This is a genomic window from Reinekea thalattae (genome assembly GCF_008041945.1).
GTDB classification, from domain to species: Bacteria; Pseudomonadota; Gammaproteobacteria; order Pseudomonadales; family Natronospirillaceae; genus Reinekea; species Reinekea thalattae.
On sequence record NZ_VKAD01000001.1, the window covers coordinates 2,181,774 to 2,196,407 of the forward strand.

Here is a 14,634-nt window from a genome sequence, read left to right on the forward strand (position 1 = left end):
TTTAAAATCAATGAGATACGCAATGGTGGTTAAAAATCAACCAGTTTCGCATAGGCGAGGTAACACTCTGCGTGATTCTGGGTAACACCTTTGCTTCGCGGTAACACTTTCTTGGAGTGTTCTTGTAAGCTGTTGATATTTAAGGGTTAATTTAAATAGTTAGATAGGAATTTAAGGGTAATAGTATGTTTGGTTGGTTTAAGAAGTCACCTGCAGCACCAGTGAAGCAGGTATGGGTTGAGCATAATGGCTTTCGTATTTGCGCAACGCCAATTGCAGAAGCTGGGCAATATCGAGTGAGCGGTATTATTGAAAAGGGTGAAGATGAGGCTGTAAAACAGCATCGCTTTGTTCGCGCCGACCTGATCGCTAATAAGGATGAGGCCGACGCATTCAGTGTGTTAAAGGCCAAGCTGATGATTGACCAGATGGGCGATGCTATCTTTAGTGATGATTAATCGTTTATTGATGTCGAGCTAGTTAATGGCGTCGTTCGCTTTGGGTGAGAACATCGCCTTAACTTGCTCAATGTTATAGGCGTACTTTGAATGGCAGAACTGACAGTCAATTTCGATAAGTTTCTGCTCTTCTACTAAAGAGAGTGCCTCGTCTTGGCCAAGCGTTAAGATTGCATTGGTTGAGCGCTCTTCACTGCAAGTACATTCAAAACGATGTTGATGCGATGGGTAAAGTCGTACGGTTTCTTCATGAAACAGGCGATGCAAGATGGTTTCACTGCTTAACTCTAGCGCTTCTTCTGGTTTTAGAGTGTCGGCAAGAAAGTTGATGCGGTCCCAGTCTTCGTCGTCATCCTGACTTAGGCTGCTTTCACTGGCCGAATGCGGCATCGATTGCAGCATAAATCCTGACGCTTTTTGTTGGTCAGCAAATAACCAAATGCGTGTTTTGATCTGCTCCGATTGCAAAAAGTAGTTTTCGAGTACCTTTTCTAACGTTAATTCGTCGTCATTAATAAGCACAATGCCTTGATAGCGCTGGCCTTTGTCTGGGTCGATCGTGATCGCAAGCTGACCTTCGCCAAGTAACTCTCCGCTGTCGTCAAAGTCGTCGTTGTACTGTGCTATTGCGCGCACGGCCTCGTTATTGCGGCATTCTGCCATCAGTGTACGTACCTGCCCTTGACCTTTTACCTGCAGTGATAAAATTCCGTCAAACTTGATGGTGTCACTGAGCATGGCGGTGGCTGCCATAAATTGACCGATCAGCTTTTGCACACCAACGGGATAGTTGTGTTTGCCTAAAACCTCTTGGAACGATTGGCTTAGTTGGGTAATTTCACCGCGGATTGGGGTGTGCTCAAATAGAAAGCGAGTGGTTGCGTCTGTGTAATTCATGGCTGGTGTCGTTTAATCCGGTTGGTTGATATTTTTGAAGCGAATAATGTCTCGTCGTTGCTTCTTGTTCGGTCGCTGATCGCTGTAGTTAGCGCCCAGATTCAGAGTTTTGCGGGTTTGTGCATTCGCCTCGCGCTTTTTAATTGAGTCTTCGGTTTCAGTATAGAGTTTCTGTGCTTCTGGTGCGCCAAGCCTTTTATCGCTGATACCCTGTACGATAATGGTTTTCTCATCCCAACCTATCTGCATACGAAGCTGTGCACCGAGTTCAACGGTTCGGCTGGGCTTGGCTTTTGTTTTGTTGTAATGCACCTTGCCACCTTCGACAGCGGCCTTTGCTAGCGCTCGAGTTTTAAAGAACCGGGCGGCCCAAAGCCATTTATCTAAGCGCACATTGTCGGTTTGTTCTGTGGTCATAAGAGAGGTCGCTATTAATCTTAAAGAGGCATCGTTTGTCTAGGTGAATACCGATGCGCTAAACCAACAAAATAAGGGCATTGTTGAAATATGCAAGCATTGGGCGATGTTACAGCAGTCAGAATGTTTTCTGTGTGGCGACTATTAGTAGTTCGGCGATTCCTAGAGCCATGCTAAACTAGCACCAAGTTTAATCAGGTGGGATCGTAGTGATGGGAAATGAGCAGCCAGGAAGTCTGTTGTCGTTAGGCGTTGCAGAATTGGATATGGCACCGCTAATGGCATTAGCAGAGCGCGCATCTAAGGCTATTCTAGAAATTTATGCTGATGAGTCTCTGTGGCAGCAACAAGCCAAGTCTGATGACACTCCAGTGACCGCGGCTGATATTAAATCGTCAGAAATTTTAGTGGCAGGGTTACCGTCTATTGTAGATTGCCCGGTTGTTTCAGAAGAAGCTTTACCTAGTTACGAACAACGCAAAGATTGGCCGCTCTATTGGTTAATTGACCCTATCGACGGTACCAAAGAATTTATTAATCGTACCGGCGAATTTGTCATTAATGTGGCGTTGATGCATAACCATCAGCCGGTGTTCGGACTGATCTATCAAATTGTTAATGGCCGTGCTTGGTGGGGTGGCCCGAGTGTCGGTGCTTACACGAATGAGCCAGTCAGAGCGCTTGAAAAACAGTTGCCAGAAGCGAAAAAAACACTCTTTGCGTTAGGTTCTAGACGCTCAGAATGGCGTGGTGGTTGGCGTGACCGGTTAGACAGTGAAGGCATAGAGGTGTCGGTTAAACCAATTGGCAGTGCTTTAAAATTTGCCTATCTTGCCGATGGCTCAGCGGATTTCTATCCGCGTTTGGGGTTAACCAGCGAGTGGGATACCGCAGCGCCTCAAGCGATTTTAGCAGCTACCGGAGGCGCCATTGTGCAATGGAATGGCCAGCCTATTGAATACGGTAAAGAAGATACATTGAACCCGTATTTTATTGCTGTCCGTGAGCAAAGCCTATTGGACTATTTTGTTGAGCAGTCGTAGGAGATTAATCAGCCATCACCTGTTGGTTGTGGCTGAATTGTAAAAATAAGAGTGTTGAGGATATTAGCTGCGGTGATTATTAATTACCGAAACAATGCCCATTTCACTAAATTCATCGATCATAGACTCTAAATCATACGAACCGAGGCCGGTGTATTCGTAGATTAGATTCTGGATTTGCTCCCACTCTGTAAAGTGGTCGCTTTTGCCTAAAATCTTGGCGCAGCCACAGATGTATTCAGCGATTTTTAATACTGCCAGTAATGACTTTTTATCGTTACTGGCTGAGCTGTTGGCCGAGAACACATTCGTCGTACTGTGGTGATCAGCAATGCATTCACAGATCACTTTCGGCAGCTTCCAAGCTCTGGCGATATAGTAACCAATGACCGCATGGTTGGTCTTAAAGAGTTCATTTTCAGTATCGATGATACGGGAATACTTTCCGCTGTAGCATTCTGGAAGGCAATCCATGTAATTAGCAAAGCGTCGGTTCATCAGTACGATACCGACGTTGTGGAATAGGCCAAGCAAATAGGCTTCGTCAACCAATGGCATACCGATTTTTTTAGCGACGTGTTTGCAAACAACCGCGACATCGAACGAGGTATCCCAAAAGTTATTCAGTTTTACGATGTCTTGGTCACTCAGTTCACCGCGAATACTGATGCCATTGATAATATTAATGACGGTTGTAACACCTAGTAGGATAGTCGCCTGCTGTACCGAGTTGATGTGATTAACAAGGCCATAGGCACTGGAGTTGACAATTTTCAGCATAGTGCCGGATAAGCCAACATCTTGGGCGATCAACTCTGCTATGCGATGGATGTCAGGCTCTGGAGCAAATTGCTCCATTTGCAGGTCAACCATGATTTGAGGTTGGGGAGGGACGCTTATGCCGAGTAGGATCTGTTCAATTTTTTGATTGTCGAGTTCAATGGTCATAATACAAGCACCGCTTAAATGTCGGTCAGAGTTTATCAGTGTATGATTTTTACAGGTAAGTATTTTTTTACTTAGCGTTAATTTTTAAGAAATATCGAAAGGATTATTGATTTGAACACAGAGCCAATGCGCCTAAATAAAGGCGCCGAGCGCCGCATTAAAGCTGGACACCACTGGGTGTATGCCAATGAGGTTGACCAACAAGCATCGCCGCTAAAGGGCTATCAGGCCGGTGAGGTGGTGAATGTTATTGACCATCGAGGTAAGGCATTGGGCAGCTTTATGGTCAATCCAAATGCGTTAATTTGTGCTCGACTGGTGTCGCGCCGAGCGGATCGTGAACTCTCCAGCTCATTGATTAAAAATCGACTAAAACAGGCGTTAGCGTTGCGACAGTATTGCTACGATCAGCCCTATTATCGATGGGTTTATGGCGACAGTGATGGCCTGTCAGGGCTGGTGGTCGATCGATTTGGCGACATTCTTTCGGTTCAGGTATCGACTCAAGGCATGGAGCGTTGTCTAGAAACGGTTATCGATCACCTGGTTCGTCTGGTTCAGCCGAAAGGTATATTGTTGAAAAACGATGGCAAGATGCGCTCGGTTGAAGGCTTGGAGTCATACGTTCGCGTGGCTTATGGCGAAGTGCCGGATGAGGTCGAGATAATTGAAAATGGCGTCAGCTTTATCGCTCCCATTATGACAGGCCAGAAGACAGGCTGGTTTTATGATCATCGAGCCAATCGTCAGTTGGCTGCCAGTTTTGCTAAAGATAAAACAGTACTTGATGTCTTCAGTTATCTCGGTGGCTGGGGTTTAACGGCTGGCGTTAATGGTGCAAGTCACGTCACCTGTGTTGACGCCTCGGGCTTGGCTCTAGCTGGCGTACAACAAAATGCTGAACGTAATGGCCTAGCCGATAAAGTAGCGACACTCGAAGGCGATGCCTTTGAAATCTTGCAGCAGCTGAATGAAGAGAAGCAGCGTTTTGATGTGGTGATTATCGATCCGCCAGCCTTTATTACACGCCGAAAAGATATTGAAGCCGGTGAGCGGGCGTATCAAAAGTTGGTTGAGGCAGCGATGAAGCTGGTTAATTACGGCGGTATTTTAGTCAGTGCGAGCTGCTCGATGCATTTAGAGACGGATCGTCTCCGCGACATGGTACGCAGCTCTGCTCGTAAGTTGGAACGACACGCGCAAATATTGGCTGAAGGCAGCCAAGGAACGGATCATCCAGTACTGCCTGCAGTCAGAGAGACACGTTACATTAAAGCAATTTTTGCTGCGATTACGCCAAACCTTTAGCGCTGACCGGCACGCCGCTACCGCTAAAGGTTGGTATGGGATTTATTCTAATAACAAGGATGTGTCGAATTGACGCATAAGCTGCACGAAATAGACCGAAACGGCAGCAACTGAGCTACGTGCCAGTTGCCATTGTTCGCTCGCTTCGGTATCCAGCGGGTAGTTTTCCGGAAGCTGTTCAGTTGCCGCTATGCTGTCGGCAACACTCTGTTGTAGCTCATCTGCACTGAAAGATAGGGCTGCAATAGAGTTTACCCAGTCAGTAAAGGCGTTACTGTCACCTGGCTGGCCGACGAAACTCTGTACGCTTTGCAGCATGCCAACTGGGTAGTTGCGGCCTGAGCCACTGAGTAACGCATAGTGATGCCATTCAGGGTCGGATAAAGCGGTTTCTTCGAACATAAACTGCAATAGATCAATCATCACATAGCGCTGAAAGCTCTGCAGAACCAAGTTGAGTTGCGCCCGTTCCGGTAACTCGTTGAACTGCTCGCTTTGCCAGCGAATCACTGCTTGATTGATTTGCTCTTGTAGCACGCTTGCCGCTACAGCTAGGTAGTTAAAACGACGCTCGACATTGACATCAGATTCATCGCCACGCAGTGTCCAGTTGCCTTCGATTGGCGCTTTCCATAATAAAAACTCGATCACAGGGAAGCCCAAAGAAGGGGATTCTTCATCCATTAAACGATGTTGCCGTCTCAGCGTACTCTCGTTCAATGGAATTTCTAACTCGTGAACAAGTCCGCTGTATGGGTATTCTGGGATACCACCGATGTAGCCGGGTAAAAATGGCCGAGTGTCGATTAGGTCAATAAGCTCATGGAAGGGCTTAATTTCACTGTAAGAAAACGGCTTTTGGAAATAGAGTTCCGAGCGACGCCAGCTTTCAAGGCAAAGACCAAAGGTTTCTTGGGCGTTGAGTTGATGGCTAGCAGATGCATCGCTGACAAAGGTCGCAATATCTTCAAACAAAAGGTTGCACTGAGTTTGGGTTTCTAGCACCGATGCAATCGCCGACTGTCTGAAATAATTGGCAGAATCTGTAAAGCTAGCAGTCGTTACAGTCGGTGAGTCACTGACCTCGCTGCTTGGCTCTCCATGAGCGTCATCCACCGGTTGGCTTTGGCTTGATGTTTCGGTGCTGTCACATGCGGTTAACAGTCCGAGTACCAATATCAAGAAAAACGTTTTGTTCACTGATCGTCCCTTAGGTCTAATACGGCCCAGCCTTCTTGCTGAGCTTTGTCTAATAAAGTGCTGTCTGGATTAACCGCCACTGGGTTGTCTACTTTGCTCAGTAACGGCAAATCATTGTGCGAGTCTGAATAAAACCAAGCCCCAGCGAGCGATTCATGTTCATCAGCAAGCCATTGTGTGAGTCTTGTCACCTTTCCATGCTGAAAACTGGGTACACCGGTTGGCTTACCGGTATAGACGCCATCTTTTATTTCTACTTCGCAAGCAATTAGATCATCGATGCCGAGCTGTTTAACAATAGGCTCAGTGACAAAGCGATTGGTGGCGGTAATAACTAATAAGCGATCACCTTGCTGGCGGTGTTTTTCAATAAGTGCTTGGGCCTTTTCAAGCATCATCGGCGCAATTTTTTGGCTCATAAATTGATTATGCAGCGGCGCAAGTTGTGCAGGCGTTTTATTGGCTAAGAAGGACAGAGCGAAATTGAGGTATTCATCGATATCGAGGCTACCTGCTTGATATTGCTTTAGGAAGCGATCGTTAGCTTGCGCGACCACTGTTGGGTCAACCAGCTGTTCTTCGACTAAAAATTCGCCCCAAGCATGGTCTGAGTCGCCAGCAATAAGGGTATTGTCGAGGTCAAAAATAGCGAGAGCCACCTAATTATCCTTCGAATATTTAAAAAAGGCCTTAATTCTAACCCGAATAGGCAGTTAACCACAGTGGTATTGCGCGCCATCAATCGTTTTAGCGTTGCGCTAGCGTAAAAATACCGTACGATGAGTGTCATAGTGTAACGAAATAGACGAAATTTAGTGTTTTTAACTGTAAAGAACGGGGAGGGTTAATGATTGACTCGGACGGCTATCGGCCGAATGTCGGCATTATCCTGACCAATAATGAAGGGCGAGTGCTGTGGGCGCGTCGAATTGGCCAGGATGCTTGGCAGTTTCCACAGGGTGGTATTCGTCAGCATGAGACGCCGATAGAAGCGCTTTATCGCGAACTCAAAGAAGAAGTCGGGCTCGATAAAGCCGACGTTGAAATTTTAGCCTGTACTCGCGGTTGGCTGAAATATCGACTGCCTAAACGCATGGTACGCTACAACACCTTACCGATTTGCGTTGGCCAAAAACAAAAGTGGTTTTTATTGCGCATGCTTGCCAATGACTCCCAAGTTTCCTTCCAGGCCACCGACGATCCAGAATTTGATGATTGGGATTGGGTTTCTTACTGGTATCCACTCGCTAAGGTTGTGTCTTTTAAGCGCGATGTTTACCGTCAGGCATTGGCAGAATTAGCACCCAGAGTATTACGTAGAGCCTAATGAGAGGCTCATTCTTAGCTGAGCGGTTACTGCTCCTTTTCTTGAGGCTAGATCAAAAATAGCAGGCAATAAAAAAGGCCTGCTATTGATTAGAATAACAGGCCTTCGCATGACTAAGTCGTCGACTTAGTTGCTCTAATATTACTTACGTGAAGCGCGCTTACGCTCATTTTCAGTCAGTAGCTTTTTACGAATACGAATGCTTTCTGGCGTTACTTCAACCAATTCATCGTCTTCAATAAATTCTAATGCTTGCTCTAGCGTGTGCTTCACTGGCGGCGTTAACGTCAGCGCTTCATCGGTACCTGATGCTCGAACGTTGGTTAGCTGCTTGCCTTTGGTTGGGTTAACCACAAGGTCGTTGGCTCTGGAGTGCAAACCAACGATTTGGCCTTCATAAACTTCAGTACCATGACCTAAGAACAAACGACCTCGATCCTGTAGTGGGAACAGGCCGTAAGCTAGGGTTTTACCCTTGACCATCGAAACAAGAACACCATTTTGTCGGCTGACCACATCGCCCTGTTTTACTGGGCCGTAGTGATCAAAGATGCTGGTCATAATGCCAGAGCCAGACGTCAGCGTTAGGAACAGGCCACGGAAGCCGATAAGACCGCGAGAAGGCGCTAAGAATTCAAGCTTGATACGACCTTTGCCGTCAGGCTCCATATTGGTAAGTTCTGCTTTACGCAAGCCCAACTCTTCCATGATCGAGCCTTGGTGCTGCTCTTCAACATCAATCACAACCTGTTCGAACGGCTCGTGAACTTCACCGTCAACAACGCGTTGAATAACTTCAGGACGAGAAACGCCTAACTCAAAACCTTCACGACGCATGGTTTCGATCAGTACAGAAAGGTGGAGCTCACCACGACCAGAAACGCGGAATTTATCTGGTGAATCACCTTCTTCGACGCGTAACGCTACGTTGTGGATAAGTTCTTGATCAAGACGCTCTTTGATATTACGAGAGGTAACAAACTTACCTTCTTTACCGGCAAACGGAGAGTCATTTACTTGGAAGGTCATGCTCACAGTCGGCTCGTCAACACTCAGTGCTGGCAATGCTTCGACATTCTGAGGGTTACAAAGTGTGTCTGAAATTTGTAGCTTATCGATACCGGTAATACAGATGATGTCGCCGGCTGATGCGCTTTCTACTTCGACTCGTTCAAGGCCGTGGTAACCCATTACCTGAAGAATCTTTTTGTTTTTACGGATTTCGTTGTCTGCATCGACGATCGATACTTGATCGTTTGGCTTAACGCTACCGCGAGTAATACGGCCAACACCAATAACACCGGTATAGGAGTTGTAATCTAACGCGGAAATCTGCATTTGGAATGGACCTTCGGTGTCTACGTCTGGCGCAGGAACCACTTCGGTAATCATTTCAAACAGTGGCGTCATGTCTTCAGCCATGTTTTCTGGATCGTCACCAGCAATACCGTTCAGTGCGGAAGCATAAATAACTGGGAAGTCGAGCTGCTCTTCTGTTGCGCCTAGGCGATCGAAAAGATCGAATACCTGATCCATTACCCAGTCAGGGCGAGCGCCAGGGCGGTCGATCTTGTTGATAACAACAATCGGCTTGAGGCCTTGAGCAAAGGCTTTAGAGGTCACGAAACGAGTTTGAGGCATTGGGCCGTCAACGGCATCAACCAACAATAGAACTGAGTCAACCATTGAAAGTACGCGCTCTACTTCGCCACCAAAATCGGCGTGTCCCGGTGTATCAACAATGTTGATTCGGTAGTCATTCCAAGTAATGGCGGTGTTTTTCGCCAAAATGGTAATGCCGCGCTCTTTTTCTTGGTCGCTAGAGTCCATAACGCGTTCTGCGCCTTGGTCTTTACGGCCTAGAGTGCCAGATTGCTGTAGAAGCTTATCAACCAGGGTAGTTTTACCGTGGTCAACATGCGCGATGATGGCGATATTCCTCAAATTTTCGATCACAGTCTTAATTCCGCTTAATTCTTAAGGTCGCGGATTATACTGCTCCTGTACGAAAAAGATACGACTGTCTCTTAGTTGGAGGCTAGTAAGCATTTTAAAGATCAATAAGTGGGCTTATTATTTTAGTATCTGTCTAAATTCGGTGATCTTTAGGTGTCCAAAAAACAACAGCCAATTGCAATAATAATCGCTATTTTAATTATTGCGTATGTCATTCCTCTCGTGATGGTGAAACACATAGCAAAAATGATTTGGTCGTTAGTGCAAATCTTCCCACTTTTCATTTGGACCGTTTTAAAGTTCATCCCAGTGTTTAGTTGGGGGCTATTAAGAGTTGCCCTTGTTATTATCAAAACAGCTGTATTGGTATTATTGGGCTTAGCCTTAAGCCCTATTTGGTATCCAATATATCTCTTTATTCAGCGTTCTAATCAAAAAACGGCGTTGATCAATCGTAAAAAACAATTGCGTGATGGCATCGAGCTCATGGATATATTGAGTACAGAAAGTATTCGATTAGTTGACTATACCGTTGCTGAATCAATCCGAGAGACCGTTTTATTTGATGATGAGGCTTATTTTTGCACTTTGTATGGAGAGGATGCTTATGATCCTGAATTCGATTTTGAGTGGTTCTTAATCGAGCACCTTATGGAGATTAAGGAGAGTAAAGGGCGGCTTGCTATTCGTATTGATTGGAAGGATATTGATGAAGTTGAGCCACAGACAAATGCAGTTCTCAGTGCACATGGAATAGTTGGTAATTTTAAACCGACAACGTTGACGGATTATGCTCACTCCATTGAAAGTGCGCTATGTGAATATGACAGTTGGTTAGTAAAAAATGGGTATCGATTTATTCTATGGGACCAAGGCAGTGATGAATATTTTGGCTTTATTTGTAAGCAAGACAAAATTGATACTGTATTAGAGTTGTCGAAATCAATAGGGTTGGATTTTAGAGTTAATATGTTTTTGCACTTTAATATTAGCTTTGTGAAAGCAGAAATCATTGAGAATCTAATATTTCTTATTGCCTCAGCAAAAGAACGAAATATTGATCAAGGCGTGACAACTTTTAGTTATTTTGCAGAAGACCTTAAGCATGATTCTTGTAATGTTAACGAGCTGTATGAAAGCCTATATCGCAACATTTCCGGTATGAGCCGCTTTGCGGACTTTACCGACGATGAATGGTGTGCTGTGGAGTCAATTACAGGGCATATTGAAGCCCACCAAAAAATCATCTAGCTTATGATAAGGCTAAAAATAGGACTAAAAAGGTGGCAGTTGCCACCTTTTTCACAAAGCATTAAAAGTGCCCCTTAGTTTAAAAACGCCTCATAAACAGGGTTGTTGGACTCATCCCAATAGGGGTAGCCCAGCTCGTCTAACTTGGCGTGAAAGTCTTTCACTTCGTCTTTTGGCACCTGAACACCGGTAAGTACACGACCATAAGCAGCACCGTGGTTGCGGTAATGAAACAGGCTGATGTTCCATTGGTCGCCGAGTGCGTTTAAGAATCGCAACAGAGCTCCAGGACGTTCGGGAAATTCGAAGCGCAGCAATTGTTCGTTTTGCACGCCATCAGAATGGCCACCAACCATATGACGAACGTGCATCTTTGCGACTTCGTTTTTTGTGAGATCTAAAACATCGTACTGATCTTCTTGGAAGCGCTTTAGCAATGCCTCTCGCTCTTCATCGCCATTGACCTTAATACCGACAAAGATTCTGGCGATTTCGGCATCGTTGTAGCGGTAGTTGAACTCGGTGATTTGGCGCTTGCCGATATGCGATATAAAACGCTTAAAAGACCCCGGTTTTTCTGGAATAGAGACAGAGAAGATCGCCTCATTGTTTTCGCCAACTTCTGCTCGCTCGGCGACATAACGCAAGCGATCGAAGTTGATGTTGGCGCCTGAGCATATAGTCACCAGCGTTTTATCTTTTAATTGGTATTTCTCGACGTATTTTTTCAGTCCGGCAATGCCAGCAGCACCGGCAGGTTCAGCAACGGAGCGAGTGTCGTCAAAAATATCCTTGATGCCGGCGCAGATCTCATCGGCGCTGACGGTGATGACTTCGTCGACATGGTCTTTAAGAACCTTAAAGGTTTCTTTGCCAATTTGTGCCACGGCTATACCGTCGGCAAAGAGGCCGACTTCTTTTAAGGTTACGCGTTTGCTGGCTTGCATCGCAGCCGCTAAGCAGGCGCTTTCTTCGTATTCAACGGCGATGATTTTTATTTCTGGGCGTAAATATTTTATGTAGGCGGATATACCAGCTGCGAGGCCGCCGCCGCCAACTGGAATAAAGATGGCGTCGATTTCATCAGGGTTGTATTGGTGTAAGATTTCTCGCGCAATGGTGCCCTGACCTGCGATGACATCGGGTGCATCGTAAGGGTGAACAAAGGTAAGCCCTTGCTGCTCTTGCAGTTCGCATGCATGAGCTAGCGCTTCGTCGAACGAATCTCCGTGTAGCACTACCTTGCCGCCACGTGCACGCACGGAACTGACTTTAATGCCAGGCGTCGTTACCGGCATAACGATGGTTGCTTTTATTTTCATCAGCTTGGCTGCGTAGGCGACGCCTTGGGCATGATTGCCAGCCGAGGCGCAAATGATACCTGCATCGCGCTGTGCCTGAGTGAGTTGCGCGATCATGTTGTAAGCGCCACGCAACTTAAAGGAAAACACCGGCTGTAAGTCTTCACGCTTAATTAAAATCTGATTACCAATTCGGCTGCTCAATGAAGTTGCCATATCCAATGGCGTTTCGATAGCGGCGTTATAGACTTTGGCGTTCAGAATTTTTTTTACGTATTTCTCTAACATGAAGACCCCTTATTGGGTGTGATGGTGTTTATCCGTGCGAAGCAGTAAATAATTAACGTTACAGTGTACGTAAAACTGAGCTAACGCCCAAGCGTTAAGCTGCTTGCTCGCACTTTAATTACGCAATAACTGTGAAAAGTCCGACAAATTATTATAATGCGCGCTCAGCAAGGGGTGACGCATATGACTCAAGACGAATTAAAGCAGCAAGTGGCTCAGGCAGCACTGGATTATATCAAACCAGAAATTCAGTCCGACGCCATTATCGGTGTAGGTACTGGTTCGACGGCGAATTATTTTATTGACGCATTAGCCCAATACCAAGGCCAATTTAAAGGTGCGGTGGCCAGTAGTGAAGCAACTGCAGAACGGCTAAAGCAGCATCACATCGACGTGTTTGATATGAACGAAGTCGAATCCTTAACGGTGTACGTCGACGGTGCCGACGAAGTGAATAAGCAGCTCGAGTTGATTAAAGGCGGCGGCGGTGCCTTAACGCGCGAAAAAATAGTCGCCTCTATCGCTAAATCTTTTGTTTGCATTGCAGATGAATCGAAGGCTGTTGAAGTCTTAGGTGGCTTTGCATTGCCGGTCGAAGTTATTCCTATGGCGCGTGCAGCCGTGGCGCGTAAGTTGGTGAAATTAGGTGGCCAACCGATTTACCGCGAAGGCGTTGTGACTGATAACGGCAACGATATTTTGGATGTTCATGGTCTTAAAATTACCGAAGCTAAACAATTTGAAGCCGAACTCAACGCCATTGTTGGTGTAGTTACTAACGGTTTGTTTGCGCAGCGACCAGCCGATGTATTGTTACTAGCAACCAGCGAAGGCGTTAAAACGCTCAGTGTGATTAATACTTCTGCCAGTGCTGGTGAGTTCTATTAGTCGGCTAGCTGTTCTTATAGTTTTGCCAACATATCTTTTGTCACCAGAGTAATACCTTGGTCTGTGATGCGGAAACCTCGGCTACGGTCCAGTTCTTGGTCGTAGCCTATTGCCATACCTTGCGGTATTCGGCAGCGACTATCGATAATCACCCGATTTAATCTGCAGTGTTCAGCAACGTCGACATCCGGCAGCAACACCGAATGTTCGACGTAACTGTGAGAATGCAGGTGCACGTTAGAATACAGCAACGAGTTAACCACTGAGGCGCCAGAAATAATACAGCCGCCAGAGACGGCTGAGTCGACAGCCATGCCTCGACGACTGTCATCATTGAAGACAAATTTCGCCGGAGGTAATTGTTCTTGAAAGGTCCAGATCGGCCATTCTTTATCGTATAGGTTGAGTGAAGGCGTTGGCGATACCAGCTCCATGTTGGCTTGCCAGAATGCATCTAAGGTGCCGATGTCCTGCCAATAGGGTTGAGTGTTGCTGTTTGGGTCTTTAAAAATATGAGCGGCAACGCGATGGTTTTTGATGATCGACGGAATGATGTCGTTACCAAAATCGTGACTTGAGAGGCTATCGACACTGTCGCGCTCTAATTGCTCAAATAAAAATTCGGTACTGAAAACGTAGTTGCCCATCGACGCAAGGCAGCGCTCGGCGTTATCAGGCAGCGGCTTTGGCTGGCTTGGTTTTTCTTCGAAATCGGTGACTTGATTATCGCCATCAATGCAGACTACGCCAAAATTATTGGCCGCTTCCTGTACCGATGTTTCTAAGCAGCTGATGGTCATATCAGCGCCGCTGGCAACATGGTCGGCAATCATTAAACCATAATCCATGCGATAGACATGATCGCCAGACAGTATCAAAACATAACGGGTATTTTCGGTGCGGATAATATCGAGGTTTTGTCGTACCGCATCGGCCGTGCCGATGTACCAGTCATCACCGACGCGTTGCGATGCCGGTAGAATATCAACAAACTCCGAAGTGTCTGCTTTAAAGTGGCCCCAACCGCGTTGAATGTGGCGAATCAGCGAATGCGATTTGTATTGCGTTGCAACACCAATGCGGCGAATTCCAGAATTGATGCAATTGGATAATGGGAAGTCAACGATGCGGTACTTACCGCCAAAGTAGACCGCTGGTTTCGCACGCCAAGCGGTTAATTCATGCAGTCGGCTACCTCGTCCGCCGGCTAAAATTAGGGCGTAAGTATCTTTGGTGAGGTTGCTGATAAAACGGTCGGCACGTTGCACTAGACGAAGATCCCTATAATAGCGATAGCTCTCATGATAGGTGATTCAGTCTCCATAGCAATCTATTGATAGCGTTTGAATGGC

General features: G+C 46.2%; 14 protein-coding genes. 6 read left to right on the top strand and 8 right to left on the bottom strand.

Features of this window, described 5'->3' with window-relative positions; translation table 11 throughout:
- Nucleotides 1–185: 185 nt before the first annotated feature.
- Nucleotides 186–458: an HlyU family transcriptional regulator gene (locus tag FME95_RS10005; protein WP_147714241.1), complete on the top strand. Its 273-nt coding sequence runs from the start codon at nucleotides 186–188 to the stop codon at nucleotides 456–458.
- An 18-nt stretch (nucleotides 459–476) separates the two neighbouring features.
- Here FME95_RS10005 and hslO read toward each other — a convergent pair whose 3' ends face one another.
- Nucleotides 477–1,355 (bottom strand): Hsp33 family molecular chaperone HslO, encoded by an 879-nt coding sequence (gene hslO, locus FME95_RS10010; RefSeq protein WP_147714242.1) that lies wholly within the window; start codon nucleotides 1,353–1,355, stop codon nucleotides 477–479.
- Between the two features lie 12 nt (nucleotides 1,356–1,367).
- Nucleotides 1,368–1,772: a ribosome-associated heat shock protein Hsp15 gene (gene hslR / locus FME95_RS10015; RefSeq protein ID WP_147714243.1), complete on the bottom strand. Its 405-nt coding sequence runs from the start codon at nucleotides 1,770–1,772 to the stop codon at nucleotides 1,368–1,370.
- Between the two features lie 212 nt (nucleotides 1,773–1,984).
- On the opposite strand from hslR, the gene FME95_RS10020 reads away from it, so the two are divergent.
- The gene (locus FME95_RS10020; RefSeq protein WP_147714244.1) at nucleotides 1,985–2,815 is read left to right on the top strand and encodes a 3'(2'),5'-bisphosphate nucleotidase CysQ family protein; all 831 of its coding nucleotides are present in this window, start codon (nucleotides 1,985–1,987) and stop codon (nucleotides 2,813–2,815) included.
- Nucleotides 2,816–2,878: 63 nt separating this feature from the next.
- On the opposite strand, the gene FME95_RS10025 is transcribed toward FME95_RS10020, so the two are convergent.
- Entirely contained in the window at nucleotides 2,879–3,763 is an 885-nt protein-coding gene (locus FME95_RS10025) for an HDOD domain-containing protein (RefSeq protein ID WP_147714245.1), read from the bottom strand.
- A gap of 111 nt (nucleotides 3,764–3,874) precedes the next feature.
- On the opposite strand from FME95_RS10025, the gene FME95_RS10030 reads away from it, so the two are divergent.
- Nucleotides 3,875–5,071, top strand: coding sequence for a class I SAM-dependent rRNA methyltransferase (locus FME95_RS10030; RefSeq protein WP_147714246.1), 1,197 nt, complete (start codon nucleotides 3,875–3,877; stop codon nucleotides 5,069–5,071).
- Nucleotides 5,072–5,113: 42 nt separating this feature from the next.
- On the opposite strand, the gene FME95_RS10035 is transcribed toward FME95_RS10030, so the two are convergent.
- Nucleotides 5,114–6,271, bottom strand: a complete 1,158-nt coding sequence (locus FME95_RS10035) for an imelysin family protein (RefSeq protein ID WP_187265497.1) — start codon at nucleotides 6,269–6,271, stop codon at nucleotides 5,114–5,116.
- On the bottom strand, nucleotides 6,268–6,930 hold the full coding sequence (locus FME95_RS10040) for a histidinol-phosphatase (RefSeq protein WP_147714248.1): 663 nt from the start codon (nucleotides 6,928–6,930) through the stop codon (nucleotides 6,268–6,270). Before FME95_RS10040 ends, FME95_RS10035 begins: the two co-directional genes overlap by 4 nt.
- Nucleotides 6,931–7,118: 188 nt before the next feature.
- Between FME95_RS10040 and FME95_RS10045 the strand changes: the two genes are divergently transcribed.
- Nucleotides 7,119–7,598 (top strand): RNA pyrophosphohydrolase, encoded by a 480-nt coding sequence (locus FME95_RS10045; RefSeq protein ID WP_147714249.1) that lies wholly within the window; start codon nucleotides 7,119–7,121, stop codon nucleotides 7,596–7,598.
- Between the two features lie 141 nt (nucleotides 7,599–7,739).
- Here FME95_RS10045 and typA read toward each other — a convergent pair whose 3' ends face one another.
- Nucleotides 7,740–9,554 (bottom strand): translational GTPase TypA, encoded by a 1,815-nt coding sequence (gene typA / locus FME95_RS10050; protein ID WP_147714250.1) that lies wholly within the window; start codon nucleotides 9,552–9,554, stop codon nucleotides 7,740–7,742.
- Nucleotides 9,555–9,707: 153 nt separating this feature from the next.
- Here typA and FME95_RS10055 point away from each other — a divergent pair, with 153 nt between their 5' ends.
- Nucleotides 9,708–10,805, top strand: coding sequence for a DUF6630 family protein (locus tag FME95_RS10055; RefSeq protein WP_147714251.1), 1,098 nt, complete (start codon nucleotides 9,708–9,710; stop codon nucleotides 10,803–10,805).
- Nucleotides 10,806–10,879: 74 nt separating this feature from the next.
- On the opposite strand, the gene ilvA is transcribed toward FME95_RS10055, so the two are convergent.
- On the bottom strand, nucleotides 10,880–12,394 hold the full coding sequence (gene ilvA / locus FME95_RS10060; RefSeq protein WP_147714252.1) for a threonine ammonia-lyase, biosynthetic: 1,515 nt from the start codon (nucleotides 12,392–12,394) through the stop codon (nucleotides 10,880–10,882).
- A 183-nt stretch (nucleotides 12,395–12,577) separates the two neighbouring features.
- Between ilvA and rpiA the strand changes: the two genes are divergently transcribed.
- A complete protein-coding gene (gene rpiA / locus FME95_RS10065; RefSeq protein ID WP_147714253.1) occupies nucleotides 12,578–13,282 on the top strand; it encodes a ribose-5-phosphate isomerase RpiA in 705 nt (234 codons plus the stop codon).
- 14 nt (nucleotides 13,283–13,296) lie between these two features.
- Here rpiA and glgC read toward each other — a convergent pair whose 3' ends face one another.
- Nucleotides 13,297–14,550: a glucose-1-phosphate adenylyltransferase gene (gene glgC, locus FME95_RS10070; RefSeq protein WP_222709932.1), complete on the bottom strand. Its 1,254-nt coding sequence runs from the start codon at nucleotides 14,548–14,550 to the stop codon at nucleotides 13,297–13,299.
- Between the last annotated feature and the right edge of the window lie 84 nt (nucleotides 14,551–14,634).

Coding starts and splice junctions, on each gene's coding strand:
- hslO (WP_147714242.1), bottom strand. CDS start 1,355: ATGAATTACACAGACGCAACCACTCGCTTTCTATTTGAGCACACCCCA.
- rpiA (WP_147714253.1), top strand. CDS start 12,578: ATGACTCAAGACGAATTAAAGCAGCAAGTGGCTCAGGCAGCACTGGAT.
- hslR (WP_147714243.1), bottom strand. CDS start 1,772: ATGACCACAGAACAAACCGACAATGTGCGCTTAGATAAATGGCTTTGG.
- ilvA (WP_147714252.1), bottom strand. CDS start 12,394: ATGTTAGAGAAATACGTAAAAAAAATTCTGAACGCCAAAGTCTATAAC.
- FME95_RS10020 (WP_147714244.1), top strand. CDS start 1,985: ATGGGAAATGAGCAGCCAGGAAGTCTGTTGTCGTTAGGCGTTGCAGAA.
- FME95_RS10025 (WP_147714245.1), bottom strand. CDS start 3,763: ATGACCATTGAACTCGACAATCAAAAAATTGAACAGATCCTACTCGGC.
- FME95_RS10045 (WP_147714249.1), top strand. CDS start 7,119: ATGATTGACTCGGACGGCTATCGGCCGAATGTCGGCATTATCCTGACC.
- FME95_RS10005 (WP_147714241.1), top strand. CDS start 186: ATGTTTGGTTGGTTTAAGAAGTCACCTGCAGCACCAGTGAAGCAGGTA.